14 protein-coding genes are annotated in these 21,065 nt (G+C 64.4%); 7 read left to right on the forward strand and 7 right to left on the reverse strand.

All coding sequences use genetic code 11. The features are described 5' to 3' along the window. Positions 1-39: 39 nt before the first annotated feature. The 3 genes from BLS75_RS03155 to BLS75_RS03165 all read left to right on the forward strand — a co-directional run bounded on the left by BLS75_RS03155 (position 40) and on the right by BLS75_RS03165 (position 5,667). Positions 40-3,156 carry an autotransporter serine protease gene (locus BLS75_RS03155; protein ID WP_072450234.1) on the forward strand — a complete coding sequence of 1,039 codons (3,117 nt, stop codon included), beginning with the start codon at positions 40-42 and terminating at the stop codon, positions 3,154-3,156. Positions 3,157-3,269: 113 nt separating this feature from the next. Further along, positions 3,270-5,123 carry a polyurethane esterase A gene (locus tag BLS75_RS03160; protein WP_072450235.1) on the forward strand — a complete coding sequence of 618 codons (1,854 nt, stop codon included), beginning with the start codon at positions 3,270-3,272 and terminating at the stop codon, positions 5,121-5,123. 163 nt (positions 5,124-5,286) lie between these two features. After that, positions 5,287-5,667, forward strand: coding sequence for a hypothetical protein (locus BLS75_RS03165; RefSeq protein ID WP_041118378.1), 381 nt, complete (start codon positions 5,287-5,289; stop codon positions 5,665-5,667). 16 nt (positions 5,668-5,683) lie between these two features. Here BLS75_RS03165 and BLS75_RS03170 read toward each other — a convergent pair whose 3' ends face one another. Next, positions 5,684-5,908, reverse strand: coding sequence for a YgdI/YgdR family lipoprotein (locus BLS75_RS03170; RefSeq protein ID WP_072450236.1), 225 nt, complete (start codon positions 5,906-5,908; stop codon positions 5,684-5,686). Positions 5,909-6,114: 206 nt separating this feature from the next. Between BLS75_RS03170 and BLS75_RS03175 the strand changes: the two genes are divergently transcribed. Together BLS75_RS03175 and BLS75_RS03180 are read left to right on the forward strand one after the other, a co-directional pair. After that, positions 6,115-7,761: a VRR-NUC domain-containing protein gene (locus BLS75_RS03175; protein WP_072450562.1), complete on the forward strand. Its 1,647-nt coding sequence runs from the start codon at positions 6,115-6,117 to the stop codon at positions 7,759-7,761. Next, positions 7,758-10,034 (forward strand): ATP-dependent DNA helicase, encoded by a 2,277-nt coding sequence (locus BLS75_RS03180; RefSeq protein ID WP_072450237.1) that lies wholly within the window; start codon positions 7,758-7,760, stop codon positions 10,032-10,034. The genes BLS75_RS03175 and BLS75_RS03180 overlap by 4 nt, the downstream gene beginning before the upstream one ends. A 24-nt stretch (positions 10,035-10,058) precedes the next feature. Here BLS75_RS03180 and BLS75_RS03185 read toward each other — a convergent pair whose 3' ends face one another. From BLS75_RS03185 to BLS75_RS03210, 6 genes are all read right to left on the reverse strand, one after another. Continuing rightward, complete coding sequence (locus BLS75_RS03185) at positions 10,059-10,466, reverse strand: TIGR03067 domain-containing protein (RefSeq protein ID WP_072450238.1); 408 nt, start codon at positions 10,464-10,466, stop codon at positions 10,059-10,061. A 26-nt stretch (positions 10,467-10,492) separates the two neighbouring features. Continuing rightward, on the reverse strand, positions 10,493-11,140 hold the full coding sequence (locus tag BLS75_RS03190) for a response regulator (protein ID WP_072450239.1): 648 nt from the start codon (positions 11,138-11,140) through the stop codon (positions 10,493-10,495). Positions 11,141-11,214: 74 nt separating this feature from the next. Continuing rightward, positions 11,215-14,400, reverse strand: coding sequence for a hybrid sensor histidine kinase/response regulator (locus BLS75_RS03195; RefSeq protein WP_072450240.1), 3,186 nt, complete (start codon positions 14,398-14,400; stop codon positions 11,215-11,217). Positions 14,401-14,506: 106 nt separating this feature from the next. After that, positions 14,507-15,697, reverse strand: a complete 1,191-nt coding sequence (locus BLS75_RS03200; RefSeq protein ID WP_072450241.1) for a response regulator cyclic di-GMP phosphodiesterase PvrR — start codon at positions 15,695-15,697, stop codon at positions 14,507-14,509. Then, positions 15,684-18,521 carry an ATP-binding protein gene (locus BLS75_RS03205; protein WP_072450242.1) on the reverse strand — a complete coding sequence of 946 codons (2,838 nt, stop codon included), beginning with the start codon at positions 18,519-18,521 and terminating at the stop codon, positions 15,684-15,686. Before BLS75_RS03205 ends, BLS75_RS03200 begins: the two co-directional genes overlap by 14 nt. Positions 18,522-18,723: 202 nt before the next feature. Beyond that, positions 18,724-19,545, reverse strand: a complete 822-nt coding sequence (locus BLS75_RS03210) for an aldo/keto reductase (protein WP_011061477.1) — start codon at positions 19,543-19,545, stop codon at positions 18,724-18,726. 222 nt (positions 19,546-19,767) lie between these two features. Between BLS75_RS03210 and BLS75_RS03215 the strand changes: the two genes are divergently transcribed. After that, positions 19,768-19,983: a TOBE domain-containing protein gene (locus tag BLS75_RS03215; RefSeq protein ID WP_011061476.1), complete on the forward strand. Its 216-nt coding sequence runs from the start codon at positions 19,768-19,770 to the stop codon at positions 19,981-19,983. Positions 19,984-20,024: 41 nt separating this feature from the next. Further along, entirely contained in the window at positions 20,025-21,062 is a 1,038-nt protein-coding gene (locus tag BLS75_RS03220; RefSeq protein WP_072450243.1) for an isopenicillin N synthase family dioxygenase, read from the forward strand. Positions 21,063-21,065 lie beyond the last annotated feature (3 nt).

Consider the following 21,065-nt stretch of genomic DNA (forward strand, 5'->3'; position numbering starts at 1 on the left):
GAGCGTCGTCGCGCCGGTCGATTGCCCATACAACTAAGGATGGTCGTAGTGAAGCAGTTTCAACCTGGACAACCGCATCTTCGCAATCCCCGCTCCGGATGGCCTCGCTGCCGGCAGCTACCCTGGGCGTACAGCCCGCTGGCCAGCGCCCTGGCCGGTTGCCTGGCCCTGGCCACTGGTGCCCAGGCGGCGCCCTATGTGGAAACCGGCAAGCTCGGCGACGCCGCCAGTTGGCGCAGCGCCGAATTCAAGGCCGACTGGGGCCTGGGGGCGATACATGCCGACAGTGCCTATGCCGCCGGCTACACCGGCCAGGGCATCAAGCTGGGGATCTTCGACCAGCCGGTGTATGCCCAGCACCCCGAGTTCGCCGGCAGCGACAAGGTCATCACCCTGGTGACCAGCGGCATCCGCCAGTACACCGATCCCTACATTCCGGTAAAGGCTGGAGACGCCTTCCGTTATGACGGCACGCCCTCGGTGGGCTCGGACGGCAAGCTCGGTTCCCACGGCACTCACGTGGGCGGTATCGCCGCCGGCAGCCGCGATGGCGGCGCCATGCACGGGGTGGCCTTCGACGCCCAGATCATCAGTGCCGAGAACGGCGACCCCGGCCCCGAGGACGGCATCATCCTGGGCAACGATGGGGCGGTGTACAAGGCCGGTTGGGACGGCCTGGTAGCCAGTGGCGCGCGGATCATCAACAACAGCTGGGGCATCGGCATCACCGACGCATTCGCCAAGGGCGGGCGCGATCCGGCGTTCCCGCACTTCGGCCTGAGTGACGCCCAGGCCCAGTTCAGCCAGATCCGGCCCTTGCTCGGCACCTTGCAAGGCGGTGCCTATGACGGTGCCATCAATGCGGCCCGCAGTGGCGTGCTGACCATCTTCGCCGCCGGCAACGACTACAACCTGAACAACCCGGACGCCATCGCCGGGCTGGGCTATTTCGTCCCGGAAATCGCCCCGCAGTGGCTGACAGTGGCGGCCTTGCAGCAGAACCCGGACACCAGCAGCGCCGAGCCTTACACCATCAGTACCTTTTCCTCACGCTGCGGCTACACCGCGAGCTTCTGTGTCTCGGCCCCGGGTACACGGATCTACAGCGCCGTGATCGGTGGCACCAGCCTGGAAGACATGACGGTCGGCTACGCCAACAAGAACGGCACCTCGATGGCCGCGCCCCATGCCGCCGGTGCGGCAGCGGTACTGATGGAGCGCTTTCCCTACATGGATGCGGCGCAGATCGCCGGGGTGCTGCGCACCACCGCCCGGGACATGGGCGCCCCGGGCATCGACGAGCTGTATGGCTGGGGCATGATCGACCTGCAAAAGGGCATTCGCGGCCCGGGCATGCTGGTCACCGAGCAGGATATCCCCCAGGAACTGCGGATCGATGGCGCCTATGGCTCGTCCCAGTGGGTAGCCAACCTGCCGGGGGTGGGAGCGCTACTGGACGCCGGCAAGCCCACCCAGCGGCGCTGTACCCAGTTCAACTGCGGCTTCGACATCTGGAGCAACGACATCAGCGGCCATGGCGGCCTGACCAAGGAGGGCATCGGCACCCTGGTGCTCAGCGGCAACAACAGCTACGCCGGCCCGACCCTGGTCAACCAGGGCCGCCTGGCGGTCAACGGCAGCCTGACGTCGGCGGTGACGGTGAACCAGGGCGCAACCCTCGGCGGCAATGGCCGGATCGGCGGGCTGACGGCCAACGCCGGGGCCACGGTGGCCCCGGGCAACTCCATCGGCACCCTGAACGTGGCCGGCGACGTGACCTTCCAGCCGGGCTCGACCTACGCCGTGGAGGTGTCGCCGACCGCCAGCGACCGGATCGTCAGCAGCGGCCAGGTGACCATTGCCGGGGCCAACCTGGCCATGGTCCTGGAGCCTTCGAGCACTGGCAGCGGCAGCGTGCTGGGGCGCCAGTTCGACATCCTCGATGCGGCGGGCGGGGTCCAGGGCCGTTTCGGCACGGTGTTGCCCAGCTACCTGTTTCTTGCCGGCAGCCTGGACTACTCGGCCACTGGTGTGCAGTTGGCGGTACAGCGCAGTGCACGCTCGTTCGCCAGTGTCGGCCTGACCGACAACCAGGTGTCGGTGGCGGCTGCCGCCGAGCAACTGGGGGCCGGCAGCCCGCTGTTCGAAAGCCTGCTGCTGGCGCCGACTGCCGCCAGTGCCCAGCAGGCCTTCCAGCAATTGTCCGGGGAGATCCACCCGGCGGTGGCCAGTGTCCTGATCAACCAGGGCCGTCACCTGCGCGACACCATGGGCGAGCGCCTGCGCCAGGACGCCGGGGCTGTCGGCAACGGCACCCAGAGCCTTGATGAAGGCGCCTGGTTCAAGGTCCTGGGCGCCTGGGGCAAGGCCGATGGCGGGCATTCCCAGGCCGGCTACAACACCTCCATCGGCGGCTTGCTGGCCGGGGTGGATGGTGAAGTGGGCGAGGGCCGGCGCCTGGGGCTGTTCGGTGGCTACAGCGACAGTTCCCTGAACATGGGCGACGGTACCCATTCCTCGGCCAAGGTCGACAGCTACCACCTGGGGGCCTATGTCGGCCAGCAACTGGATGCCGTGCGCCTGAGTGTGGGCGGTTCCTACAGCTGGCACCGCATCGACGTCAAGCGCGAGTTGCAGTTTGCCGGGGAATCCGAGCGGCTCAAGACCAAGCGTGACGCCCAGAGCGCCCAGCTGTTCACCGAGGCCGCCTGGAGCCTGGACCTGCAACCCCTGGCGCTTGAACCCTTCGCTAACCTGGCTTATGTCAATGTGGCCAGCGACAGCTTCAAGGAGAAGGGCGGCGACGCGGCCTTGAGGGGCGCGGCTGACCACCGCGAGGCCTGGCTCACGACCCTGGGCCTGCGCGCTGGCCAACGCCTGCAACTGAGCTCGACCCGAAGCCTGGAGCTGTCGGCTACCCTGGGTTGGCAGCACCACCTGAGCCCCACCGACGCCACGATGAACCTGGGGTTCGTCGAGGGCGGGCAGGGCTTCAAGGTGCAGAGCCTGTCCCTGGATCGCGACGCTGCGGTCATTGGCGCCCGGGCCGGCATGGCCGTGGGCCGAGGGACTCGGGTCAACCTGGATTACAACGGGTTGCTGGGGGCCCGGGACAAGAGTCACGGGGTCGGCTTGACCCTGGACTGGCAGTTCTGAAGGCCGGGTAGCCAGCAGTCCCCCGGCCCTTCACCGAGTTGCCCGAGTCCCGCCATGGGGCTTGGGCGGCATGTGTTTGCTCTGACAATTCCAACAACAGAAGAGGCAATACCATGGGTGTGTTTGACTACAAGAACTTCACTGCAAGTGACTCCAAGGCGCTGTTTTCCGATGCGCTGGCGATCACCCTGTACTCCTACCACAACATCGACAACGGCTTTGCCGAGGGCTACCAGCACAACGGCTTCGGCCTGGGCCTGCCGGCGACCCTGGTCACGGCGCTGATCGGCAGCGGCAATTCCCAGGGGGTAATCCCCGGCATTCCCTGGAACCCCGACTCCGAGAAGGCCGCGCTGGATGCCCTGCACCAGGCCGGCTGGTCCACCATCAGCGCCCAGCAACTGGGCTACGACGGCAAGGTCGATGGCCGGGGAACCTTCTTTGGCGAGAAGGCCGGCTACGGCACGGCCCAGGTGGAAGTCCTCGGCAAGTACGATGCCCAGGGCCACCTGGAATCCATCGGCATTGCCTTTCGCGGCACTAGCGGGCCACGGGAATCGGTGATCAGTGACACCATCGGTGATGTGATCAACGACCTGCTGGCGGCCCTGGGCCCCAAGGACTATGCGAAGAACTATGCCGGCGAGGCGTTCGGCAGGTTGCTGGGAGATGTCGCCGCCTTCGCCCAGGCCAATGGCCTGTCGGGCAAGGATGTCCTGGTCAGCGGCCACAGCCTGGGCGGGCTGGGGGTCAACAGCCTGGCGGACCTGAGCAGCGAACGCTGGTCGGGGTTCTACAAGGACTCCAACTACATCGCCTACGCCTCGCCGACCCAGAGCGCCAGCGACAAGGTGCTGAACATCGGCTACGAGAACGACCCGGTGTTCCGCGCCCTGGACGGCTCAACCTTCAACCTGTCGTCCCTCGGGGTGCATGACGCCCACCAGGACTCGGCGACCAACAACATCGTCAACTTCAACGACCATTACGCCTCGACCCTGTGGAATGTGCTGCCGTTCTCGATCCTCAACATTCCCACCTGGCTCTCCCACCTGCCCACCGGCTACGGCGACGGCCTGACCCGGGTGCTGGAGTCGAAGTTCTACGACTTCACCAGCAAGGACTCCACCATCGTGGTAGCCAACCTTTCGGACCCGGCCCGGGCCAGTACCTGGGTCCAGGACCTCAACCGCAATGCCGAGACCCACAAGGGCAGCACCTTCATCATCGGCAGCGACGGCAACGACCTGATCCAGGGCGGCAGCGGCAACGACTACCTGGAAGGCCGGGCCGGCAACGATACGTTCCGCGACAGCGGCGGCTACAACATCATCCTCGGCGGCCAGGGCAGCAACACCCTGGACCTGCAGCAGTCGGTCAAGAACTACAGCTTTGCCAGCGACGGCGCCGGGACCCTGTACCTGCGCGACGCCAATGGCGGTATCAGCATGACCCGCGACATTGGCGCGATCCAGAGCAAGGAGCCGGGCTTTCTCTGGGGCCTGTTCAAGGATGATGTGATCCACCAGGTCACCGACCAGGGCCTCAAGGCCGGCGGGCAGGTTACCCAGTACGCCTCGTCGGTCAGGGGCGATGCGGGCGACAACGTGCTCAAGGCCCATGCCGGCGGCGACTGGCTGTTCGGCCTGGACGGCAACGACCACCTGATCGGCGGCCAGGGCAACGACGTGTTCGTTGGCGGTGCCGGCAACGACCTGATGGAAGCCGGAGGCGGCAACAATACCTTTCTGTTCACCGGGCATTTCGGCCAGGACCGCATCCTCGGCTACCAGGGTGGCGACAAGCTGGTGTTCATGGGGGTGAGCGGCGTGCTGCCGGACCAGGACTATCGGGCTCATGCCAGCAGCAGTGGTAACGACACGGTGCTGACCTTCGGCCAGGACTCGGTGACCCTGGTGGGGGTCAGCCTGGAGCACCTCAACGGTTCCGGCATCGTTCTCGCCTGATGCCGGCGCGGCGCGGGGCCTGCAATGGGCCTCGCACCGTTCATTGCCGGGGAAAGTGACCTGCCAGTCGATTTGCGACTCCAATAGCGGTAAAGCTGAAACGTATCAGCTCGTTAGTACAGGCAGGCATTCACGCTACGGCAATGACAGGAGAGTTTTGACGGTGAGTAACAGCAAGAGGTATGCGAGCGGTGTGGTGCTGGCCCTGTGGGTGGTCATGGCATCCGCCGAGGAATTGCCTCACAGCTCGATTTTGAAGCGCTATGGGGTGACCCCGGACCAGTTGCCGGCCGGCCAGCCGGCGCCTGAAGTGAAGGAGGAGCCGGCCCCGAGCCGCTTCCATGTGCAACCCGAACAACCCTGGGCCCAGGTGCGTCTGGGGGACGACAAGAGGCCGGATACCACCGGCAACATCAGCATCGACAACGCCGAGGCCCGGGAGCGCGAGCGTTGCCAGCAGGTGCGTAACGAATTGTCCAGGCGCGGCAAGCCCCTGGGGATTTTCTGCGAGCCAGGGCAGGGGCCCTTTCCCTGGTCGCACTGACTTCAACCGCAGCGGATCAGTTTTCCTGGCGGACGGTGGCCACATCGTCCGCCTTGACCCGGATGGTCTTGCCGGAAATGTCCTGGAATTCATAGAAGCCGTCGGCGGTCTTGGTCTTGGGCTGGTCCCGGGTCAGGTATTGGGTGCCGTTCTGCAGGGTCACCACAGTGGGCGAGGCGCAACCGGCCAAGGCCATGGCGCCGCAAGCGGCCAGAAACAATCCCAGGTTCTTCACTTTCATACAGACCTCTCATCAATGATGCGTACGCGCATTGGCGCCGGACACTATAGCCATGGGCCCTTGGTGTAGTGAAGACGACGAAAGTTCGCCAGGGAATTGTAAAAAACTTCGCTGTGCCATTTATCCAATAGTGTTTGCCAGACCCGGTCGCCGGCTGTTATCTGTATGCATAACCAGTATCCGATCAGCCGTGGCGCTTGCGTTCAGTGACTTCCAATCCCCTCGAAAACCCCCTCTATTACCTGCACAACTTCCGCCAGGTATTGAACTGGCTGCAGCTGCGCTATGCCGATGTGCTGAGCGCCGACGAACAGCGCTTCATCCTTGATTTCGCGCAACTGGCCGAGCCTTCCCAGGCCCTGCTGGTGCGCATGGTGATGCGCAAGGGCCGGCACTTTCGCCTGAGCAAGCTCAGCTACCCGGAGATCGGCGACAGCGCCGTGGCCCTGGAGCCGTTGCTGGCGCTGGGCTGGGTCGATGAGCAGGCGCCGCTCTGCCTGGAAGAGCTGTTCGGCCTGCTGCAAAAGGCCGAGATCCTGCAGTGCTTCAACGGGCTTGCGGCCAAGGCCAGGAAAGACCAGTGGCTGCAAGAGCTAACCCAGCAGGGCCTGGCGCCCCAGGCATTCGCCCAGTGGTGCCCGGCGCTGCCCGACCGGCTCCTGAGCCTGACGCTGATGCCGCTGTGCGATCGCCTGCGCCTGATGTTCTTTGGCAACCTGTATCAGGACTGGTCGGAGTTCGTCCTCGCGGACCTGGGCATCTACAGCTACGAGAAGGTCGAGATCAGTGCCGATGCCCGTGGCCTGCGCAGCCGCGAAGACGTGGACGGCTTCCTCTATCTGCATGAGTGCCAGGAAGCATTCGAGGCCGGTGCCGAATTGCCCGAGGTGCTGGCGCACATTGCCCGCTTCCAGACCCTCAACCCCTGGCTGGAAAAACGCCGGGCCAAGCTGCTGTTTCAGCTCGGCCAGCAGTGCGAGCGCCTGGCGCAGTGGGCGCTGGCCCGGCAGATCTACCAGGAGTGCGCCTACCCGGGGGCGCGATCGCGATTGATCCGGGTGCTGGAGCGCAGCGCCGAATACCAGGCCGCCCTGGCGCTGGCCGAGCAGGCCGCTGCCGCGCCCGAGAGCGCCGCCGAGGCCCAGCATCTGCTGCGGATCATGCCGCGGCTGCGGCGCAAGCTGGGCGGGCCGCCGGCGCCCCGGGCGGCCAACCGCGAGGTGCAGCGCCTGGACCTGTGCCTGGCGCGTGACGCCGACGGCCTGGCGGTGGAGCTGCATGTCCAGGCCCATCTGCACCAGCCCCAGGCGCCGGTGCACTACGTGGAGAACAGCCTGGTCAATTCGCTGTTTGGCCTGCTGTGCTGGCCGGCGATCTTTGCCCCCTTGCCCGGTGCGTTTTTCCACCCGTTCCAGCGCGGGCCGGTGGACCTGTTCAGCGAGGACTTCCATCAGCGGCGCAGCGAACTGTTCCAGGCCTGCCTGGCAGAACTCGACGATGGCCGTTACCGGCAGAGCATCCGCCAGCGCTTCGTGGCCAAGTGGGGGTTGCAGTCGCCTTTCGTGTTCTGGGGCGCGCTGAGCGAAGAGTTGCTCGATCAGGCCCTTGACTGCCTGCCCGCCGAGCACTTGAAGCACTGGTTCCAGCGCCTGCTGCTGGACATCAAGGCCAACCGCGCCGGCATGCCGGATCTGATCCAGTTCTGGCCCGAGGAGAAGCGCTACCGGATGATCGAGGTCAAGGGCCCGGGGGATCGCTTGCAGGACAACCAGCTGCGCTGGCTGGATTTCTGCCAGGAACACCGGATGCCGGTGGCGGTGTGCTACGTGCAGTGGCAGGACCCCAGCGCGTGAGTTACCGCATCGCGGTGCGCGCCCTGTGCGAATTCAGCGCCAAGGCCGGCGATCTGGACCTGCGCTTCACCCCATCGCCCACGGCGCTGGAGGGCATTGTCGGGCACCGTACCGTGGCTTCGCGACGCAACCCCGGCTACCAGAGTGAAGTGGCCCTGGAGGGGCAATACGCCGAGCTCTTGGTCAAGGGCAGGGCGGACGGCTACGACCCGGCGCAGAACCTGCTGGAGGAGATCAAGACCTACCGTGGCGACCTTGAGCGCATGCCCGACAACCATCGGCAATTGCACTGGGCCCAGGCCAAGGTCTATGGCTGGCTGCTGTGCCAGAGCCTGCAACTGCCGAGTATCCGTGTCTCGCTGGTGTATTTCGATGTGCTCAGCGAAGGCGAAACCGCGCTGGTGCAAGAGCACAGCGCCGAGGCGCTGGAAGAATTCTTCAATCGCCAGTGCGCGCTGTTCCTGCACTGGGCGCAACAGCAAATGCACCATCGCGCGACCCGGGACCAGGCCACCCGGGACCTGCGCTTTCCCCACGCCGAGTTTCGTCGCGGCCAGCGCCCGCTCGCCGAGTCGGTGTACAAGGCGGTGAGCACCGGGCGCTGCCTGCTGGCCCAGGCCCCCACCGGCATCGGCAAGACCCTGGGCACGATCTTTCCCATGCTCAAGGCCATGGCTGCGCAGCAGTTGGACACACTGCTGTTTCTCACCGCCAAGACCCCGGGCCGGCAACTGGCCCTGGATGCCGCCCGGGTGCTGTTCTCCGGGGTGCCGGGGCTGGCGTTGCGGGTGCTGGAGCTGGTGGCCCGGGACAAGGCCTGCGAACACCTGGACAAGGCCTGTCACGGTGAGTCCTGCCCGCTGGCCAAGGGCTTTTACGACCGCCTGCCGGCGGCACGCCAGGCCGCCAGCCAGGTGCCATTGCTGGATCGTCAGGCGCTGCGCGAGGTGGCCCTGGAGCATCAGGTCTGCCCCTACTACCTGAGCCAGGAAATGGCTCGCTGGAGTGACCTGGTGGTGGCCGACTACAACTACTACTTCGACTTCAGCGCCTTGCTCTTCGGCCTGGCCCAGGCCAACCAGTGGCAGGTGGCGGTGCTGGTGGACGAGGCCCACAACCTGGTGGAGCGCGGGCGTGGCATGTACAGCGCGAGCCTGGACCAGCAGCAATTGGCGAGCGTGCGCAGCAGCGCGCCCCAGGCCTTGAAGAGCCCGTTGCAGCGGCTCAATCGTGAGTGGAATGCTTTGCACAAGGAGCAGGTGGCCGAGTATCAGGCCTATGCCCAGCTACCTGCCGCGCTGCTCAAGGCCCTGGCCCTGTGCGTAGCGGCCCTGGGGGACTATTTCAACGAACAGCCCCGGGGCCTGGACAGCGGTTTGCAGGGCCTGTATTTCGAACTGCTGCAGTTTGCCCGGGTGGCGGAGCTGTTCGATGAGCAGCAGTTCATCTTCGACATCAGCAAGCGCGCCCTGGGCGCCAAGCGCAGCCTGTCGCGCCTGAGCCTGCGTAATGTGGTGCCGGCGGCGCTGCTGGGGCCACGGTTGGCGGCGGCTCGCAGCACGGTGCTGTTCTCCGCCACCCTCAATCCCCGAGGTTACTACGCTGACCTGCTGGGGCTGCCGGACAACACCGTGTGGCTGGATGTGGAATCGCCGTTCGACGCCGGGCAGTTGGAGGTGCAGATTGTCAGCCGCATTTCTACCCGCTATGCCCACCGGCAGGCCTCCCTGGCGCCGATTGTCGAGCTGATGGCCCGGCAGTTCGCGGCGCGTCCGGGCAACTACCTGGCGTTCTTCAGCAGCTTCGACTACCTGCAACAGGTGGCCGGGTTACTGGCGCGCGAGCACCCGGACATTGCGCTCTGGTGCCAGTCCCGAGGCATGGACGAGGCTTCGCGGCAGGACTTTCTCCAGCAGTTTCGCCCAGAGGGGCAGGGTATCGGTTTCGCCGTACTCGGCGGTGCTTTCGGCGAGGGCATCGACCTGCCGGGGTCGAAACTCATCGGGGCCTTTGTCGCCACTCTCGGCCTGCCCCAGCTCAACCCGCTGAACGAGCAGATGAAGCAGCGCATGGCGGCGCTGTTCGGCTCCGGCTATGACTACACCTACCTGTACCCGGGCCTGCAGAAAGTGGTGCAGGCGGCAGGGCGGGTGATCCGTGGCCAGTCCGACCGTGGGGTGCTGGTGCTGATCGATGATCGCTTTGCCGAACCCAGGGTCCGCCAGCTGCTGCCGAGCTGGTGGGCCCTGGACGCGCCGCCGGCTGGCGGCTAGGCCGGGCAGGAGGGGTGTGCCGGTTCAGGCCTGGCGAGCGCGGACAAAGCGGCGCAGGGTCTGGCCCGGGCCCGTGCGGAAATGGCTTGGCCGGGGTTGGCCGGCATCGGCGGCGATGAATACGAACTCATCGTCGCTCAGCTGGTAGCTGGCCGGCAGCGCCTGGCCGGCGTCTGCGCCCATGGAGTCAGTCCAGGTGATCGACTTGGGATGGGTGCTGCTGTCGAGGGTAAAGGTGCCGGCCAGCAGCAGTTCACCGGCCGGGGTCACCACGCGAAAATCCTGCCCTTCGATAAAGGTCAGGGCGCCGGGGGCGCTGTGTTCGTCCGGTGGGTTGAGCACGCCGCTGTCTTCCATCGCGATCTGTTCCCAGGCCCCTTGCAAGCGTTGCAGCTCCAGCAGGTCGGCGGTTTCGGGTGAAATCAAATCCATTTTCAGGCAGTTCCTTGGGCTGGAAATCAGTTGAATATATTGCGGCCAATGCAGTAGGTCAGTAGGTCCTGGTCGCTCTGCACCTCCAGTTTACGCATGGCGGAGATCTTCTGCGCGCTGATGGTCTTGGCGCTGCGGTTCTGGCTGCGGGCGATCTCGCTGACACTCTTGCCGGAAACGAACAGGCGCAGAATCTCGAATTCCTTGGGCGACAGGGTGGAGATGCGCTCATCGATGGCGACATTGGATTCCAGCACCGAATTGGGGGCCGGCTCCAGGCTGCGATACACGGCTTTCTGGGCAATGGCCTTGAGGGCGACCTGGATTTCCTCGTGCAACTGGCTCTTCTGGATCACGCCGACCACACCCAGCTCCCGCAGGCGGGTGAGGATCAACTGATTGGAAATCATGGTCAGGATCAGGATCTGCACGTGCGGGAAGTTGCGCTTGAGGTATTCCACCAGCTTCAGGCCATCACCGTAGGGCGAGTCCCCGGGCATGTTGTAGTCGGTGATGACCACATCCACCTGGCAGCTTTCCAGCTTCTGGATCAGGCCTTGGGAAGACAGGGTTTCGCCGACGATCTCGAAGCGCTCATCACGCTCCATCAGCTCACGTACACCGAGCAACACGATAGGGTGATCGTCAGCGATGATTACTTTCAGTTTTTCCATGGCAAACACACCCGTGTAATAGGCAATTTAGTAAAGGAGCTAGGGAACGTCGGTACATTAAACCCAGCGGGCCATTATTCAAGGGGCAACAGGAGTCTGGACAAGCGTTGCATCAGTTGCCTGGCCTGGGCTTGCAAATCCGCAGTCAGAGCACTGTCCAGCAATCGGCACTCCAGTTCGGCGCACGCCTTGGCCAGTGGGGCTGCCTGCACCGCCCCCATGGCACCGGCGATGCTGTGCAGGCGGGCGGCGGCAGTCTTGCCGGCGCCGCTGTCCAGCGCCTCGGCCAGCCGCCGCAGGTCCTCGTGCATGGTACTGAGAAACAGCGGGCGCATTTTCTCGGTGACTTGAATCCAGTCGCCTTGTGCTGTGTCGGGGGGAGGCCGGGACGGTGCGGCCGGCGGAATGCTGGGTGGTGCGATCGCGGTGCTGGTCGGGCACAACTTCGACAGATGCCCCCGCAGGGTCTGCAGGTTCATGGGTTTGACTATCCAGGTGTTCATGCCGGCGGCGAGGCAGCGGATGCCTTCCTCGCGCAATGCATTGGCGGTGACACCGATGATCGGCAGTTGCGGGTCGCGGCGACGCAGCTCCCGTGCCAACTCGTAGCCGTTCATGAGTGGCATATTGACGTCGGTGATCACGATGTCGAAGTGCTGTGGCTGCCAGTGTTCCAGGGCCTGCTTGCCATTGGCCGACAGGGTCACCTGGCAGCCCAGGGCCTGCAGTTGCTCCTTGATGATTGCCTGGTTGATCGGGCTATGTTTGGCCACCAGGATACGCAGGTTCAGTTGGCCCACGCGGCCGGCTCTGTGCTGTGTCTGTGCCTGGCACAGGGGCAGGCCCTGGTGGGCCAGCACCGCGGCCTGGGCGATGGCTCGAATATCGTGGGCGTCGACCTGCCAGGAGGTGGCCTGCGACAGGCGGCCACTACCGCCCCCAGAGACGGCACTGACGCATGGGCCAGGCCAGGAGGCCAGGCCATCCCTGGGCAGCATGTCGATGAGCACGCCAGTCTGAGGCTCGTCGCTCCAGCCAGGGGGGGCCGGATTGGCCGGGACTCCCAGGCGGCCGAGCCAGTCACAGGTGTTTTTCAGCAACTCCGGCACCGGAGCCCGGACATACACTGGCGCACCTTCGGGCCATGGCAGCAATGGCGGCAGCCCTCCTGGCAGGCAGCGCAGCGTCAGGCGCAAAGAGAAACTACTGCCCAGCCCCGGCTCGCTGGTCACCTGCATCTGCCCACCCATCATCTGGCACAGGCGCTCGCAGATCGCCAGCCCGAGGCCGGCCCCGGCTTCGTTGGAGGCGTCGCGTACCTGGAAGAAGGGGACGAACAGCTGGGGTTGCTGCTGGGGTGAAATGCCGATCCCGGTATCGGTGACCTGCCATTCGATACGGGCTTGCTGGTCGCGTAACTCCAGCAACCGGACCCGCAACACCACCCGGCCGCTTTCGGTGAACTTGATCGCATTGCTCAGCAGGTTGTTGATAATCTGGCTGATTCGCGCGGCGTCCCCTAGCAGCAGATCCGGCAGGTTGGGATCGATGCAGGCATAGAACAGCAGGCCGCGTCGCTGGGCAGAGGCAGCGTGAGCGTGCAAGACGTCCTCCAGCATGTCCAGCGGGCAGAACTCCCGCGGATCGATGCTCATTTGCCCGGCCTCGATCCTGGAGACGTCGAGCACATCGCTGATCAACTGGAACAGGGTGCTGGAGGAGCGCTGGATGGTCTGCAGGTAGTCGCTCTGGCGGCTGTCCAGGCGGGTCAGGCCGAGCAGTTCCAGGGTGCCGAGCACGCCGTACAGCGGGGTGCGGATTTCATGGCTCATGGTGGCCAGGAACAGGGTCTTGGCGGCATTGGCGGCGTCCGCCGAGCGCTTGGCCCGCTCCAGCGCCCGGGCATCTTCCACATGCCGGGTGACATCGTTGAAGGTACACACCAGCACATCCTGGCGTTGGTAGCGGGTCGAGACGAACTCTACCTGCAGGTAGCGCCCGTCGATGTCGAGGCTGGTTTCGCCGCCGTCGATCAGGCTGCGGTCCTGTGCCAGCCGAGACAGCAGTTGCGCCGTGCCTTGCCACTGCTCGGCCTGACGGTTCTGCAGGATTACCTGGAGGTTGGCGCTGCTCACCACGCATAGCCCCGAGGGAACGGTGTCGATGACCACACGGTTGAAGTCTTCGCTTTCATTGAGGCATTGCTGCGCCCGTTGTGCCGGGGCCACCACCTTGTTGCGGTACCAGCGGCTGGTGGCCCAGCCGCAGGCGATGCTGCCTACCCCGAGGGCCAGCAGGCTCAGCATGGCCCACAGCGCGTAGTCGAGGTAGTTCCTGTAGCTGATGGCATAGAGCCCGGTCCACAGCTGCGGAGTCTGGCTGGTCACCTTGACGATCATCCCCTGTAGGCCGAAGTTGAGGCCTTCACGCAGCACGTCGGCAGGCGCCGGGTCGCCGGTGAGGGCGGTGCCGGAAGGTTCGATGAGGGTGAAGTCGTCGTAGATCGACCAGTGACTGGTGTGCTCGAGGTAATCGAGGTCATCCAGGCTCAGCAGTGACGCGACCACGCTCCAGTCGTTGCCTCCCTGGACATCCAGCGGTGGAGCCGGCTCATGCAGGTTGATGTACGCCAGGAACCTGGCCGGTAGAGCTTCCGACGCGGGCGGCCTGTACTGTTGCCAATGGATCCGGTGGTCGGCAAAGCCGGCGCTCTTCACGATCTGCTGGTACAGCACCTGGTCTGCCACCTTGGTGTCGGGCGCGGTGTTTCCCCCGGGGGGGCTGATGTCGAAATGGCCGAAGGTGTTGAACACAAAGGTTCGCGGAGCGACATGGTGCGAGCCTGACCAGAAGGCGCTGTAGAAGCTCGACAGCTGTAGCCCCAGGGCGAACACCCTGGGCAGCTCGCCGGCCGCCGGCTGTTGGGGGTACAAGCTCAGGCTGAAGGGCGTTGCGAAGGGGGATTGCTGGCCTGCGGTGGGCGGGAAGGCTTGCAGGTTCAGGTGATGAGGGGCGTCGAGGCTCAGGGCGTCGATCGAATGGCGCGCGACCAGGCGTTTGAGAAACCGCTCCTGCTCCTGGATGTTCTCCATCAGTTGGGCGAAATGTAAGCGCACGTTGCTGTTCTGTTCATCGAACAGACGCTCGAGGGTCCAGTACAGGGTGGCGAACAGCAGCAGCGCCAGGCCCAACAGTATGCCCATGTTCAATCGGGGCAAGCTGCGAGCCAGGTTCTGCAGCAAGGTGCTGCTTTCTTTCATCACTGATTTTCCAAACACATATAAGGGCCCTGCCGAGATTCCTATCTCTGGGGCAGGACCGTCAGCGATGAGTGACTGTTGCGCGGGCAGGCAATGGGTTCATCGGTTAATACACCGTGGCCGGCCCGTCTTGGGCCAGCAGTTGCTGAAACTGTTGCGAGGAGACCGCATGGGAAATCAGGAAGCCCTGCACCTGCGTGCAGTCGATCTTGCGCAACAGAGCCAGTTCGTGGGCGCTTTCCACGCCTTCGGCGACGACTGTCAGGCCCAGTTGCCGGCCCAGGGCGATGATGCAGGTCAGGGCCTGGGCTATTTCTTCATTGTTGTGGCAGCCCTGGACCAGTCCCCGGTCGATCTTCAATTCGGTGAAGGGTGTCGACACCAGGTTCATGTAGGAGCTGTAGCCCTTGCCGAAGTCGTCCTGGGACAGGCCGAAGCCCTTGATGCGCAGGCGGCAGGCTCCGGCGTAGAAGTTGCTGATGTGCTCCGGGGTCGAACATTCCATGAGTTCGAAGCAGATCCTGGCCGGCACACCGTTGTGCTGGATCACGAAGTCGTACAGGCGATCGGCCAGGTCGGGGCTGTTGAGCAGGTGGGTCGGCAGGTTGATGGACACCGGGATGTCATAGCCGTCTTCGCGCCAGTGCACCTGGGCCTCAAGGGCCTGCTCCAGGATCAGCCACAGCAGTTCTTCTTCGAGGCGGGCCTCGGTGAGTGCCGGCAGGAAGTCGCAAGGCAGGAGCATGCCATGTTGTGGGTGGATCCAGCGCACCAGGGCTTCAGCGGCGACGATGCGACCGTTGTTCAAGGCTTTCTTGGGTTGGAACCAGGCCTGGATCTGCCCGTTGCGCAGGGCTTCACGCAGGGTCTCTGGGCTGCATTCGACCCCGATCTGTGGGGGGCTGCTGTCATTGGCGAGCCCTGGCAACTGAGCGGTGAGTGCACGCAGTGCAGCCAGGTTCACGGGTTTGGAAATCAACCCGATGACCTTCAGCCCCAGGTTGCGGGCCACCAGGCTGGCGCCCATCAGCATGCGCCGGGATGACGCACTCATGATGGCCAGGGCTGGGCGCACGCGATGGGTGGCCAGGCTCTGGATGAACTGCACGCCATCCATGCCGGGCATCAGCAGGTCTGTCAGTACCAGGTCGAAGTGCCGCTGCTTGAGGCGTTCCAGTGCTTCTTTGCCGCTGCTTGCCACCTCCAGCTGGTAGGGCCCCAGCTCGTTGAACAAGTGTTGCAGGTACATGTACTGAAACGGCTGATCTTCGACGATCAAAATGCTACAGGACTTCATGGGAGGCTCTTTCATAGGGCGCCAGATAGTTGAACAACGCTCTTAATGCAAAGGGCTTCACCAGGCAGTGGTTCATCCCGGCTGCAAGACAGAGCTCTTCTTCTCCGCGCATTGCATTGGCCGTTGCCCCGATGATGGGGATCGAACAGCCTTGACGCCGAAGCTCCTGGGCCAGTTCATAACCGTTGAGTTTCGGCATGTTCACATCGGTCAGCACAACGTTGAAACGACCGGCCTTCCAGATGCAGAGGGCCTCTTCACCGTTCGAGGCCAGCTCCACGCTGCACCCCAGTTCTTCCAGTTGGTCCTTGAGGATCAACTGGTTGATCACGTTGTCTTCGGCCACCAGGACATGCAGGCTGAGCTTTTTCAGCTCGCGGTGATCGGAGTGATCCTCGCTCTGGGCCACCCAGACCCCCTGGGCCTGGCTGACGGCCTGATGGATCGCCCGCAGGTTGTTGGTGTTGATCTGCCAACTGCCGCCGTCGATCCGCGGTTCGTTATGGCCATCGCCGCTGGCGAGCACCAGGGGGCCCTGCCAGTCGGGTTCCAGGCGCTGCTCCACGCTGCCGGGGTGTAGTTCGATCAGTACGTTGCCTCGGGCCCGGTCGGACGGGCTCGGCAGGCTGAACTGGGCCCGGGCACCCCAGCGGCGCAGCCAGCCCGCCACCGATTCGGCCAGTTCACGCACCGGGGACACCACATAGACCATCTCCGGCAGCAATGGGCTGATCGGCGGGGTGTCGCCCTGCACGGCCGAGGCCTCCAGCGGCAGAGTCAGGGTGAAACTGCTACCCAGGCCGAGCTCGCTGACCATGCGGATATTGCCGTTCATCAATTGGGTCAGGCGCTGGCAGATCGGCAAGCCCAGGCCGGTGCCGGCGATCACGTTGGTGTTGCCTTCGGTCTGGTAGAAGGGCTCGAAGATCAGTGTCTGGTCGTCCTGGGCAATGCCCCGGCCGGTGTCGGAAACCTGCCAGAGGATGTTGCTGCGCTCGCCATCGCGGCTTTCGGTGCGGACCCGCAGGACAATGCGCCCGGTATCGGTGAACTTGACCGCGTTGTTCAGCAGGTTACTGAGGATCTGGCGGATCCGGGTGACATCGCCGAGCAGGATCTCCGGCAACTGCGGGTCGACACAGGCATAGAATTGCAGGCCCTTGGCCTGGGCGGCCGCCGCGTAGCCCTGGATGATCTCGTGCACCAGATCCAGGGAGGAGAATTCGCTGAGCTCCAGGGCCAGTTGCCCGGCTTCGATCTTGGACACGTCGAGCACGTCGCAGATCAACTGCAGCAGCGTACCGGAAGAGCCTTCTATGGCTTGCAGGTAATCCTTCTGCTGGTTGTCCAGCTGGGTCCGCGACAGCAGCTCCAGGGTGCCGAGCACGCCATACAGTGGCGTGCGGATCTCGTGGCTCATGGTGGCCAGGAACAGGGTCTTGGCTTCATTGGCGGTATCGGCCAGGCGCTTGGCTTCTTCCAGCGCCGCCTCGATCTGCTTGCGAGCGCTGATATCGCTGAAGGCGCAGAACAGCACGTCCTCACCGTTGTAGCGAGTGGGGGCGGAGCTGAGGTACAGATGGCGCCCGTCGGCGGTTTCAAAGTAGTCCGAGCTGTTGGGGCGGGCCGGGTCGAAGGCCTGCTCGATCCACCCGGAACACAGCTGGTCGCGTTCGCTGCCGTTGCCCAGCCATTGCTGGGACAGGGTGTTTTCCAGCACCACCCGGCCATCGCTGCGGCGCAATACACAGAGTGCCACCGGAGCGATCTGGATCACGTCGCGGCTGAAGGCCTCGCTTTCGACCAGGGCCTGGATCCGGTGCAGGGCGGGGGCGATCAGGCGCACTTCGACCCAGTGGGTCAGCAGGCCGATCAGAGCCATGCCGGTCAGGCTGATGAGCAGCGCCGCCAGCAACTGCGGCCAGAGGCTCTTGAGCAGGTTCTGCAGGTCGAAGGAGTACACCAGTTGCCAGTCGGTGTCCCCCAGCTGTTTGCGGATCACCAGATGGTCGGGCCACCAGCGGCCGCCGAGAAAACCGAAGAAACTGCCGCCCTGGATCTGCTGCACTTCGGCACTCAGCTGGGCGCTGGGCACGCTGCTGAAAATCAGCCCGCCCTGGGAATTGAACATCATGAAGTCCCCGGCGCTCTGGTCGCTGAGGGCGGCGCAGACGCTCTTGCCATCCATCTCCAGGCCAAGCCAGCCGGAGTGGGCGAAGCGTTCGTCGAGGCGAATGAAGATGTACAGGCGGGCGCCCGCCGTGGAGGTGTCCATCAGCCACAGTTCTTCGCCGGCAGGGATCTGCTCGGGCTTGAGGGTGGCCAGCTTGTCCAGCAGCCCGCCGGGCAAGTCGTCGCTTTGCGGCCGGGTGCTGAACAGGCGTTGCACCTGCAGGTCGCGGGTGCCGGGAATGTAGAGCAGGTTCAGTTGCTTGTTTTGCAGGTAGTTGCGCATGCGCAGGGTCAGCCAGATCCCCCACTGGTTGCCTTGCGGCTCACCCAGCTGCAGGTACATCTGTTCTTTGGACATGCCGCTGGCTCCTGACGGGCCGATATGTTCCCCAGGGTCGTGGACCGCCGCCAGGCTCAGGCTTTCCAACAGGGCCGTGCGGCTGGTGAAGAATGCCTGGGCCTCGGCAATGGCACTACTCATGTAGCTTTGCCGTTGTGAGAGTTCGTTGTGCAGGCTGGAGCGAAGAAAGTTGTAGACCGCGCCGAACAGGCCGACCAGAAAAATAAGCGCCACGACACGAAGCAGCCGGCGGGCTGCTTCAGGACTGGAAAATAGGGGATTGATCTGATGCAGGTAGCTTTTTAATCTCATGCGCCAACTGTAATTGGGGGCATGCCAAGCAGGGATCAGACAATTCTTAAATCGCCCGGTACACAGTAGGTTTGTGGCACTTACAGTGTTCAGGCACTTCCTTATCCGTCGAACCTCGCAACTTTCCTCGCCTGTTCAATTTTTCAATGGCTATCGTGCAGCCTTCGCGGTTTGAAAAATGCTCGTTGCGTCGGTGTTGTGCCTAGACCATTTCCAGGCGCTGCTTGCGCCGTGGCGGAGCAAACACCTGATCCAGGGCCTGCAGGTCCTCGTCGGGCAATTGCAATTGGCCGGCCTGGGCATTCTGACGGATGTGTGCCGGGCGCACCGCCTTGGGAATCACCAGCACGCCGTCCTGGCGCAGCAGCCAGGCCAGTGCCACCTGGGCCGCGGTGACCCCATGGCGCTGGGCGACCTGCAGCAGCACCGGTTCGGCCAGCAAAGCGCCACCCTGGCCGATCGGGCAATAGGCCATGAGCGGCATCCGCCGTTGCTGGCAGGCGGGCAGCAGGTCGAACTCGATACCCCGGGACTCCAGGTTGTACAGCACCTGGTTGGTAGCGCAGGCCGGGGAGTCGAGTTCGTCCAGGTCGGCCACATCGAAGTTGGAGACTCCCCAGCGGCGGATCTTGCCGGCTTCGCGCAGGCGCTCCAGGGCGTCGACGGTTTCCGCCAAGGGATACTGGCCGCGCCAGTGCAGCAGGTACAGGTCGATGAAGTCGCTGCCCAGGCGTTTCAGGCTGCGCTCGCAGGCCAGGGGCAGGCCTTTGCGACTGGCGTTGTGGGGGTAGACCTTGCTCACCAGGAACACCTGGTCGCGGCGCCCGGCAATGGCCTGGCCGACCACTTCCTCGGCGCCGCCTTCGCCGTACATCTCCGCGGTGTCGATCAGGGTCAGGCCCAGGTCGATGCCGGTGCGCAGGGCAGCGACTTCCTGATCCCGCAGGTGGCGGTCCTCGCCCATCCGCCAAGTGCCCTGGCCAATCACCGGAACCTGCGTGTCTGCCAGCATCAACGTGCGCATGCTTACCTCCTGGTATCTGTCGAGAGTGATCAGTGCAGGGCACAGGGAAGCAAAGCCGGCGGGCAGGGTCAAGGCTGCACGAGGGCGGGAGGCTGGGTCTTTTATATTCCTAAAAGAGATAACTATCTAATTATTTATTCCTTTTAAGGCTTTTGCCAAAGGCGCATGTTTAGCCCCAGCCGCTCAACTCCTGAGCCCGGTGCCAGCAAAGGACTTTTCAGCATGACCATTCAAGCGATCAACGTACGCAACCAGTTCAAGGGCGTGATCAAGGAGATCCACGAAGGCCAGGTGGTTTCGGAAATCGACGTGCAGACCGCCTCGGGCATTGTCACTTCGGTGATCACCACCCGCTCGGTGCGCGACCTGGAACTCAAGGTCGGCAGCGAAGTGATCGCCTTCGTCAAGTCCACCGAAGTCTCCATCGCCAAGCTCTGAGCCGCACCTGCGGACATCGTCCATTCACAGGGGAGTGAAGCATGCCGCACTCGCTGGATATCACCGCGCTGCCGGTCCTGGACCTGAGCCAATTGCAGGGCCACCCGGAGCAGCGTCGGATCTTTCTCGACGGCTTGCGCCAGGCGGCGCGGGACGTGGGTTTCTTTTACCTGACCGGGCACGGAGTCGACAGCGGCCTGCTGCGCCGGGTGCAGGACCAGGCGCGGGCGTTCTTTGCCTTGCCCGAGGCCGACAAGGCGGCCGTGGGCATGATCCACTCGCCGCACTTTCGCGGCTATAACCAGGCGGCTTCGGAGATCACTCGGGGCCAGCCGGACCTGCGGGAACAGTTTGACCTGGGGGCCGAGCGCCAGGCCTTGCCCCTGGATCCCCACAGCCCGCCCTGGACCCGCTTGCAGGGCCCCAACCAATGGCCGGCGCAACTGCCGGCGTTCAAGCCCGTGCTGCTGGAGTGGCAGCAGGCAATGACCGGGATGTCCCTGCGCCTGTTGCGCGGCTTTGCCCAGGCATTGTCACTGCCGGAACAGGCCTTCGATGGGCTGTACGGCGAACGGCCCAACGAGCACATCAAGCTGATCCGCTACCCTGGCCGCGCGCCGGGGCAGAGCAACCAGGGCGTGGGGGCCCACAAGGATTCCGGGTTCCTCAGCTTTCTGCTGCAGGACCAGCAGGCCGGCCTGCAGGTGGAAGTGGAGGAGGGCCGCTGGATCGACGCGCCGCCCCGGGACAACACCCTGGTGGTGAACATCGGCGAGCTGCTGGAACTGGCCACCCACGGCTATCTGCGCGCTACCGTGCACCGGGTGCAGTCGCCGCCCGCGGATCGCCAGCGGCTGTCCATCGCGTTTTTCCTCGGTGCCCAACTCGATGCCCGGGTGCCGCTGTATCCCTTGCCCGAAGCCTTGTTGCGCGAAGCCCGGGGCCCGGCCAGCGACCCCGACAACCCGCTGTTTCGCGAAGTGGGCTGGAACTACCTCAAGGGCCGCCTGCGTTCGCATCCGGACGTGGCCCGGCGTTTCTACCCCGATGCCCTGGTGCCCAAGGCACTGAGTGCCTGACCT

The organism is Pseudomonas sp. NFPP12 (assembly GCF_900103205.1).
Classification (GTDB): domain Bacteria; phylum Pseudomonadota; class Gammaproteobacteria; order Pseudomonadales; family Pseudomonadaceae; genus Aquipseudomonas; species Aquipseudomonas protegens.

Excerpts from the sequence above, each read along its gene's own strand:
- BLS75_RS03205 (WP_072450242.1), bottom strand. The coding sequence starts at position 18,521 with ATGAGATTAAAAAGCTACCTGCATCAGATCAATCCCCTATTTTCCAGT.
- BLS75_RS03190 (WP_072450239.1), bottom strand. The coding sequence starts at position 11,140 with ATGGAAAAACTGAAAGTAATCATCGCTGACGATCACCCTATCGTGTTG.
- BLS75_RS03160 (WP_072450235.1), top strand. The coding sequence starts at position 3,270 with ATGGGTGTGTTTGACTACAAGAACTTCACTGCAAGTGACTCCAAGGCG.
- BLS75_RS03215 (WP_011061476.1), top strand. The coding sequence starts at position 19,768 with ATGACCATTCAAGCGATCAACGTACGCAACCAGTTCAAGGGCGTGATC.
- BLS75_RS03210 (WP_011061477.1), bottom strand. The coding sequence starts at position 19,545 with ATGCGCACGTTGATGCTGGCAGACACGCAGGTTCCGGTGATTGGCCAG.
- BLS75_RS03155 (WP_072450234.1), top strand. The coding sequence starts at position 40 with ATGGTCGTAGTGAAGCAGTTTCAACCTGGACAACCGCATCTTCGCAAT.
- BLS75_RS03185 (WP_072450238.1), bottom strand. The coding sequence starts at position 10,466 with ATGGATTTGATTTCACCCGAAACCGCCGACCTGCTGGAGCTGCAACGC.
- BLS75_RS03220 (WP_072450243.1), top strand. The coding sequence starts at position 20,025 with ATGCCGCACTCGCTGGATATCACCGCGCTGCCGGTCCTGGACCTGAGC.
- BLS75_RS03195 (WP_072450240.1), bottom strand. The coding sequence starts at position 14,400 with ATGAAAGAAAGCAGCACCTTGCTGCAGAACCTGGCTCGCAGCTTGCCC.
- BLS75_RS03170 (WP_072450236.1), bottom strand. The coding sequence starts at position 5,908 with ATGAAAGTGAAGAACCTGGGATTGTTTCTGGCCGCTTGCGGCGCCATG.
- BLS75_RS03200 (WP_072450241.1), bottom strand. The coding sequence starts at position 15,697 with ATGAAGTCCTGTAGCATTTTGATCGTCGAAGATCAGCCGTTTCAGTAC.